We start from the raw sequence: 6812 nt of genomic DNA, 5'->3' as shown, positions 1-6812 counted from the left end.
AACGAGCTACCCATGCCGCACCTCTTCCTGGGCGATACAAAAACAGATCTTGTTTTCCATCTCCGTTGTAATCAAACGCTAAAGCCCGATCAGATGCTGAACGTAAATCGTAACCTGCTATACCATAACCATTACTGTCAAACACTTTTGTCAAATTACCCTGTCCATTTGACTGCAAAATAACAGCATTACCAGAGCCAGGGTAATAACTTAATATATCAAGGTTTTTATCACCATTAAAATCGGCAAGAAGACTGTCACCTTGGACAACAAATTTTTGAATCGCAACTAGATTGTTAGTCGGCATATTTTTATGTTGTTTTGTAAAGGTAGATATTTGTAACATTAACTCGTACTTTTATTTCTTGTCAACTAGTTAAATTACTGAAAAAAAGCCGCTTTTATCAAGAAAGTGTTGTATATTTTTTAGTGAAAATATAGAATTAAACAAACACAGTGCTTAGACAAAATTGCGGTCGGACTTTCTTCTATCCTTACATAACAATACGTAAAGGCGATTTTTTTTGCTCATTAATGCCTACAGCCTCAAAAATAAACTGTAAATATACGTATTAATAAAGTTATTTTTAAGATAAATATTCTTTGATACGTATGTAGCAATAAATACATATATCACTGAAAAACTTTGCTATAGAGTTTTGAGTCTTGATTTGTAGGTTGGGTTGAGGTACGTTCACGAAGTGTGGTGTATCCCTGCGCTCGCCGGAGGCATCAGCCATAACCCAACATGAGCCTCGGGTTGCGCTGTCGCTTAACCCGACCTACAAAAAATGGACAAGGTATTGATTACTTATTAAAAATTAACTCTAATAATTCTAAAGAGGATTTAGCTGACTGAGAGCCAGAAGGTAAAGCAAATTGTAAATCAAGGACTATTAAATCTGGAGTTTCTATTTTTAGACGTTGTATTGCTTCTTGGGGAGTAGAAGCGATGGTACAAATAGCAGAAGAGTCGAATTTTGTCAGAAAATCACAATTATTTTGGGCTACTCCTGGATGATCTTCTACCACGAGAAACCGCAGTGGCTTGACATTCATTGTCTTGGGTAATGATTAGATACGTATATTTTACATTAAATACGTATACTTAATCAAGACCTAGATCTCCGACTTCTTAAAGAAGTCGGAGATCTGAATAATGAATAATAATTATCAGACTACAATTATCTGAGCAAACTTACGATTTTCAGGTTTAGGTTTAACTGTAATCTCTACATCACTACCTAACTTGTTTAGATAGTTCATCAACCTATCAGTTGAAAAGCCACTTAATCTACCTCTAATTAGTAGAGAAACTTTTGGTTGATCTATGCCTAGAATTTCTGCTGCTTGAACTTGTGTTAAATTTAAATTAGTAATGATTTCAATGATTTTACGGACTAACTCAGCTTTCAATAATCTTTCTTCAGGATTAGATAAACCTAAGTCAGCAAATACATTTCCGCTACTAACCTCAACTTGATTTTCTTCTGGCATTTTTTTACTCCATTTTTTCGGTAGTTTGCTGTAAATAATTTTCTTGAGCGATTTTCAATCTTTTTTTAACTAATTCTATATCTTGTTTTGGTGTAGCAATACCATGTTTTGATTTCTTTTGAAAGGAATGTAGTAAGTAGATAACACCCTCGAATTTAACAGTATAAATTGCCCTATATGTATCCCCATCAAAATCATCTACAATTTCTAAAACTCCTGCTCCAGAAAACCCGTGTAAAGGTTTTGCGTTAGGGTGTTTTTGACCGTGTTGTGCTAAATCAAGAGCGTAACCCATGACATCCTGTACATCTTCAGGAAACTTCTTTAAATCATTAAGGGCGCTTGCAATCCATCTGAGAGGCTTTTCTTGTTTTTCATTCATCTAATATTAAGTATGCTAAAACTAGCATATTATGTCAATAAGTAATTATATGGTATTAAATATAATCTTGGTAAACTAGATCCCCGACTTCTTTAAGAAGTCGGGGATCTGAATACTAGGATCGCCCAAAATCATCCTTTTATAGAAAGAGCGATAGCGAAGCGCGACCCAGGAATCGCTCTGAAGGAATCGTATATCTAACTAAAATTGAGATTGGAAGTCAATAAAAGAATATCTATCCCTAAAATAGTAGCAGATTGAGCTAATTTATCATCTGCTGTCACCAGAGAAAAATTATTAATGCTACACACTGCTAAATGTAAAGCATCCAAAGTTCTTAAAGGCAGATCAAACCTGGATATCCAATCTCTAGCTAAACGATAATGTTGATTTTCCAATAAAACAAGACGATATAAACTTTCATTAAGGTGATTCTCAAACAATTCTGTAATCCGTCTAGCGTCATTTTGGGAAACTTCACCCATTCTTACCCTACGAGATAAAGCAGAAAATAATTCTACCTCAACTAATTGACTAATGATGGGTTGATCTTCTTGTTTTTGTAATAGTTGTTCAACAACATCACTTAATTTTTCAGGCACATAATAAGGAACAATGGCGCTAGTATCTAAATAAATCAATATCTTTCGTTCTCTCTTTCTTCTAATATCGTGGTACTCATTGCACTTCCTTTTAAAACTATTGATTTTCTAAAAGAGTTTAAACTAGGAAATACTTTTTTTTCTTGTTGAGGAGGAAGAAGACGAGCAATTTCTTTGCCTTCTTTCATCAGCACAAATTGCTCACCTTTAGCCACTTGTTCTAGAAGTTTATATAGATTTTGAGTAGCTTCTTCAATTGTAATCTGAGTCATAAGGTTCTCAATATTTTACAAATGTATTATAATTATATAACAGAGATAGATATTTTGTAAATAGGGAAACCAGATCCCCGACTTCTCAAAGAAGTCGGGGATCTGAAATATCAAAATTATCCTTTCATGAAAGAGCGATCGCCTAAAATCACCCTATTCTCAAAAGAGCGATCGCTTGACTTTCAAAATAGTCACTACCTAAATGACTTTATTTTAGTTGAGGCAAGGTAAAAGCTATGATAAAGTTAGATTGGCCGTCAATTCCTGCATTAATAGGTCCTATGTTTTTTTCTAAAGCTGGTTTTACTAATCCTTCACTAATTCCCAGCTTAGAAGCTATTAAAGGAGTTCCAAAATCAATTGCAAATTGTCGTATATCTAATCCATTAAATCTACTTAATGCTTGAGTTACTTGAGGCGTAATTTTAGGACCAACATATTGACCTGCTAAACTCACTAACTCAGCATACCATCTTCCTTCCAATCCTTCTAATTTAGGATCTCCTATATTACGAACTACCGTTTGATTATTTTTCACTTGAATACCAAATAACTGTGTTAACCTTCCACTAGCAGATACCCAAGGAGTATATTTTTTCTTACCTAGAATCGAAGCAATTAATTCTCTATGTTCTACTTGAATTACACCACTAACTTGTAACTTATCTCCTACTATCTTGCAATCTGTACCCTTTAAGGTAATACGATTAAAAGCTGTATCCTTCAATCGTTGCTCATTAATTTTTAGTGTCTGTCTTAAAGCTCCTTCGATTAAATCCTTTGGGATTATTAGTGTCCCTACATTACCATCAAGCTTTAAACCAGGAACGAATTTAGGGAAATTAACCGCTAATGCTTTTTCTTCTCTATAGCTAAAGGGTGTTACAACCATCCCAAAACTTAATGCAACTAAAGTCAAACTAATTACTAATTGTTTTTTCATTGTTTTTACCTGATCATTAATGTTATTAATTCGAGAAAGCGATCTCTAAAATTAACCTTTCACCGATAGTATTTTTACCCACCAAAAAAATCAATGTGTATCCCCGCAGAAAAATGTGCGAACTCCCGCAGAAAAATGTGCGAACATACGAACCCATCTAAAAACCCAAATCTGATAAGTGTGAGAACATCATTTCTCCACCTGTTCAGACAGCAATTATGAAATTCCCTATCCAAACACTGCATATCATCCTCACAGCGTCCTTACTCTGGGGACTGAGTTCACCCGCTTTAGCTCAACAAATTTGGTCAGGAACAGGTAAAATTGTCAGTGGTGCTGGTGAAGGTGGCACAGTTGGGTTAAAATTGGAGATTACAGACAACAACGTGCAGTTTCTCTCAGGTCCCTCAAAAAATGAACCACCATTTCAGCTAAAAAACTCTACAGATATCAATGAAACTGTAGAGACAAAAGCCGGAACTTGGCAATTTTTCCAAACAGGGAAAGAATTAGGAATCAGCTTGTCTCAAAATCATCCCTATCGAATTATTCGCTATCGTCTATTTCTCAAGATGTAATCGCTCATCAATAAAATGTTAAATTAATCTTTTCATCCTTAAATCAAATTAAAATTAAATGACTCGTTTTATCCACGACCAATTTGCCAAACAATATCTCACAGAACTATTAATATCTTATGGTCAAATAGAAATGAGTAAAGATATTACCTCAGAAGTTAGACAAATTGACGTATTATTTACACCTGCATCGCCATTTCCAGACGGTATAGAATCACTAGGATTACTAGGAAGAATGGCGAAAAATTCAAGTTATACTATATTTGAGCCGTTCCACAATGCTGTTAGTAAAAGTGAAATTCGCAGTTGTATGGGTAAATTATTTGACATCCATGCAGACCTAGAACGACAAACTAAACGCAATAATACGCGAATAAATGAAGAAGAATTACCCTATTTATGGATTTTTACTCCTACAGCATCAGCGGACATTCTAGAAAGTTTTAATTTTACTTTAGATGAGGAAAATTGGGGAAAAGGAATTTATTTTTTAGGAAAAGCATTAAAAACCGTACTTATTGTCATTCATCAACTACCCAGTACACCAGAAACACTGTTTTTGAGGGTATTAGGTAGAGGAAAAGTACAAAGACAAGCAGTAGAAGAATTAGAGGCACTATCAGAGAATAGTCCTTTTCTGACGAATATAATACAATTAGTACATGACCTAATTGCTGTGTTATCTGCACGTCAAGAAAAAGAACACGATATTGATCAAGATGATCAGGAGTTGATTATGAAATTATCAGAAATGTATCAACAACAATTAGCAGAAATTAAAAAACAAGAACGAGAAGAAGGTGTATTAAGAGAACGTCGAGCTATGATTGAAAGTATCCTACAAGTACGTTTTGGAGAACTTGATTCAGAATTAGCCACAATTATTGATCAAGTAATTGCTATGACCAGGGAAGAATTTACTCCTTTGCTTTTGCAATTATCTCGTGAAGAGTTATTAGCAAGATTTACAAATTAAACTAGAACCCCGACTTCTTAGAAAAGTCGGGGTTCTGAATGAATACAAATGTCAATAATTAACCAGATGTTGTGGAGCAAAAGTTCGCAAATTAAATTTCTCAGCTTAGGAATCAGTTGCAGTGTATTCTACAATTTCATCTTTTCGCAAATTCCTGTGGTTCAGAAATTGGAATTACAACTTCAAGATACATTCCTGAGATTGAACCAGCCAAAAACTCCACCTCCAGAAATTATATTAGTAAAAATTAAACCCCAGGATTTAGCAAATCAAAAGCTATCTTTAGGAAGATTATTCTATGCAGATTTAGTTGAACATCTTTTAAAAGCAGGTGCTTCCGTCGTCGTTTTGAACCTCCACAATGACTGGGAAGAATCACCAGAATCTGAGTATCCAACCAACATTACCGAATCAATAAATAAACCTTTAAAAAATCTCGTAAAAAATCATAGTCAGCAAATTGTTTTAGTCACGCGCACCAATTCAATTACTAATTCCAAAAAACCAAAGTTTTTCATCTACAATCATCTTCTCCCTTTTGATAGTGAGCGACTTCAACCTTTAATACCTCCTGAGACTATTCAGGGTTTTTTTGAATACGAACTCGAAGCAGAAGCACCCACACATTTAGGTAGTACGGCTCGAAGTCCCCATTTAGTGAGTCCATTCTTTCTCTCAGAAAAAATTGACCAAATTCAAACTTTTAAATCTGTTCCCCTTCTAGCTTTGGAAAAATGGGAACAGCAACAACAAAAAGTTAATCTTTCCTCACGACTTGCTAAAATTACAACTCCCGTAAAAATCAAGTTTTGGGGAAAGTCGGGAACTTTTCCTTTTCTAGAACTGACATCTATTTGTCGGCTTAATAAAGACAAGAAATGTCTAGTTGCGTCTCCTCAAAAACTTTCTCAACAAGTCAGCAATAAAGTTATTTTTATTGGTTTTGTAGAAGCGAACAACGTCCAAACAATGGCGATGTTGTCACCTTTCGGTGATAGTATGGCTGGGGTAGAAATTCAGGCTAATATTATGGCCAGTTTAATGACAGATTCATTTTTACAAATTCCTAGCCAATGGGTTGAGTTAATAATTGTTATTTTGGGAGGATTTTTAATCAGTATCGGTATTTATAATTATCAAAATTGGCATTTATTATTCATAGTTTTAGCAATATTTAGCGGTTATTTGGGACTATGTTTAATTGTCTGGAAATGTAAATGGATATTATTGATTATTCAACCTTTATTTGTGTGGACAGCAGCAGGAATATCTATTTTTATCTATTTAATTTTTGGACAACAAAAAGAGGTTATTGCACTACAAAACTATCAAATTACCCAACTCAAAGCGGCTGAACAAGAAGCGATTCTTTCCCGCACCCGCAAAATCCTCCATCGTATTGCTGCTGATATCCATGATGGGGCTTTACAAGAATTAAAATTGGTAATGGACAAAATTGAATTAGAATCAGATTTAGCTTAACCGACAGAAGCCCCACGACTGACCCGAAGGGCAGCGTGGGATGAATGGCGCGTGAATTAACGACAGTTTTTCGACCAATG

Annotated in this window: 10 protein-coding genes; 3 read left to right on the top strand and 7 right to left on the bottom strand. The window is 34.8% G+C overall.

The window, feature by feature from the left end:
• The 7 genes from AN490_RS07585 to AN490_RS07555 form a co-directional block, all read right to left on the bottom strand.
• Positions 1–346: VCBS repeat-containing protein (locus tag AN490_RS07585; protein ID WP_300001387.1), on the bottom strand; the 346-nt coding region annotated here is incomplete at its 3' end.
• Positions 347–807: 461 nt separating this feature from the next.
• The gene (locus AN490_RS07580) at positions 808–1059 is read right to left on the bottom strand and encodes a hypothetical protein (RefSeq protein WP_300001385.1); all 252 of its coding nucleotides are present in this window, start codon (positions 1057–1059) and stop codon (positions 808–810) included.
• Between the two features lie 114 nt (positions 1060–1173).
• Positions 1174–1497, bottom strand: a complete 324-nt coding sequence (locus AN490_RS07575) for a helix-turn-helix domain-containing protein (RefSeq protein ID WP_300001383.1) — start codon at positions 1495–1497, stop codon at positions 1174–1176.
• A 4-nt stretch (positions 1498–1501) separates the two neighbouring features.
• Positions 1502–1879, bottom strand: a complete 378-nt coding sequence (locus tag AN490_RS07570; protein ID WP_213717663.1) for a type II toxin-antitoxin system RelE/ParE family toxin — start codon at positions 1877–1879, stop codon at positions 1502–1504.
• A gap of 197 nt (positions 1880–2076) precedes the next feature.
• Positions 2077–2520: a type II toxin-antitoxin system VapC family toxin gene (locus AN490_RS07565; protein WP_300001380.1), complete on the bottom strand. Its 444-nt coding sequence runs from the start codon at positions 2518–2520 to the stop codon at positions 2077–2079.
• Positions 2517–2753, bottom strand: a complete 237-nt coding sequence (locus tag AN490_RS07560) for a type II toxin-antitoxin system Phd/YefM family antitoxin (protein WP_300001378.1) — start codon at positions 2751–2753, stop codon at positions 2517–2519. The genes AN490_RS07565 and AN490_RS07560 overlap by 4 nt, the downstream gene beginning before the upstream one ends.
• A gap of 208 nt (positions 2754–2961) precedes the next feature.
• A complete protein-coding gene (locus AN490_RS07555; RefSeq protein ID WP_300001376.1) occupies positions 2962–3696 on the bottom strand; it encodes a hypothetical protein in 735 nt (244 codons plus the stop codon).
• Positions 3697–3914: 218 nt separating this feature from the next.
• On the opposite strand from AN490_RS07555, the gene AN490_RS07550 reads away from it, so the two are divergent.
• From AN490_RS07550 to AN490_RS07540, 3 genes are all read left to right on the top strand, one after another.
• Positions 3915–4274, top strand: a complete 360-nt coding sequence (locus AN490_RS07550) for a hypothetical protein (RefSeq protein ID WP_300001374.1) — start codon at positions 3915–3917, stop codon at positions 4272–4274.
• Between the two features lie 58 nt (positions 4275–4332).
• A complete protein-coding gene (locus AN490_RS07545) occupies positions 4333–5250 on the top strand; it encodes a hypothetical protein (protein ID WP_300001372.1) in 918 nt (305 codons plus the stop codon).
• Positions 5251–5406: 156 nt separating this feature from the next.
• Positions 5407–6732: a CHASE2 domain-containing protein gene (locus AN490_RS07540; protein ID WP_300001370.1), complete on the top strand. Its 1326-nt coding sequence runs from the start codon at positions 5407–5409 to the stop codon at positions 6730–6732.
• Positions 6733–6812 lie beyond the last annotated feature (80 nt).

The organism is Anabaena sp. AL09 (genome assembly GCF_001672255.1).
Taxonomy (GTDB): domain Bacteria; phylum Cyanobacteriota; class Cyanobacteriia; order Cyanobacteriales; family Nostocaceae; genus Dolichospermum; species Dolichospermum lemmermannii.
This window is presented reverse-complemented; position numbering and strand designations above follow the sequence as displayed.

Bases quoted from the DNA above. Each gene is read 5' to 3' on its own strand.
- AN490_RS07575 (WP_300001383.1), bottom strand. From the start codon at position 1,497: ATGCCAGAAGAAAATCAAGTTGAGGTTAGTAGCGGAAATGTATTTGCT.
- AN490_RS07555 (WP_300001376.1), bottom strand. From the start codon at position 3,696: ATGAAAAAACAATTAGTAATTAGTTTGACTTTAGTTGCATTAAGTTTT.
- AN490_RS07550 (WP_300001374.1), top strand. From the start codon at position 3,915: ATGAAATTCCCTATCCAAACACTGCATATCATCCTCACAGCGTCCTTA.
- AN490_RS07570 (WP_213717663.1), bottom strand. From the start codon at position 1,879: ATGAATGAAAAACAAGAAAAGCCTCTCAGATGGATTGCAAGCGCCCTT.
- AN490_RS07545 (WP_300001372.1), top strand. From the start codon at position 4,333: ATGACTCGTTTTATCCACGACCAATTTGCCAAACAATATCTCACAGAA.
- AN490_RS07580 (WP_300001385.1), bottom strand. From the start codon at position 1,059: ATGAATGTCAAGCCACTGCGGTTTCTCGTGGTAGAAGATCATCCAGGA.
- AN490_RS07560 (WP_300001378.1), bottom strand. From the start codon at position 2,753: ATGACTCAGATTACAATTGAAGAAGCTACTCAAAATCTATATAAACTT.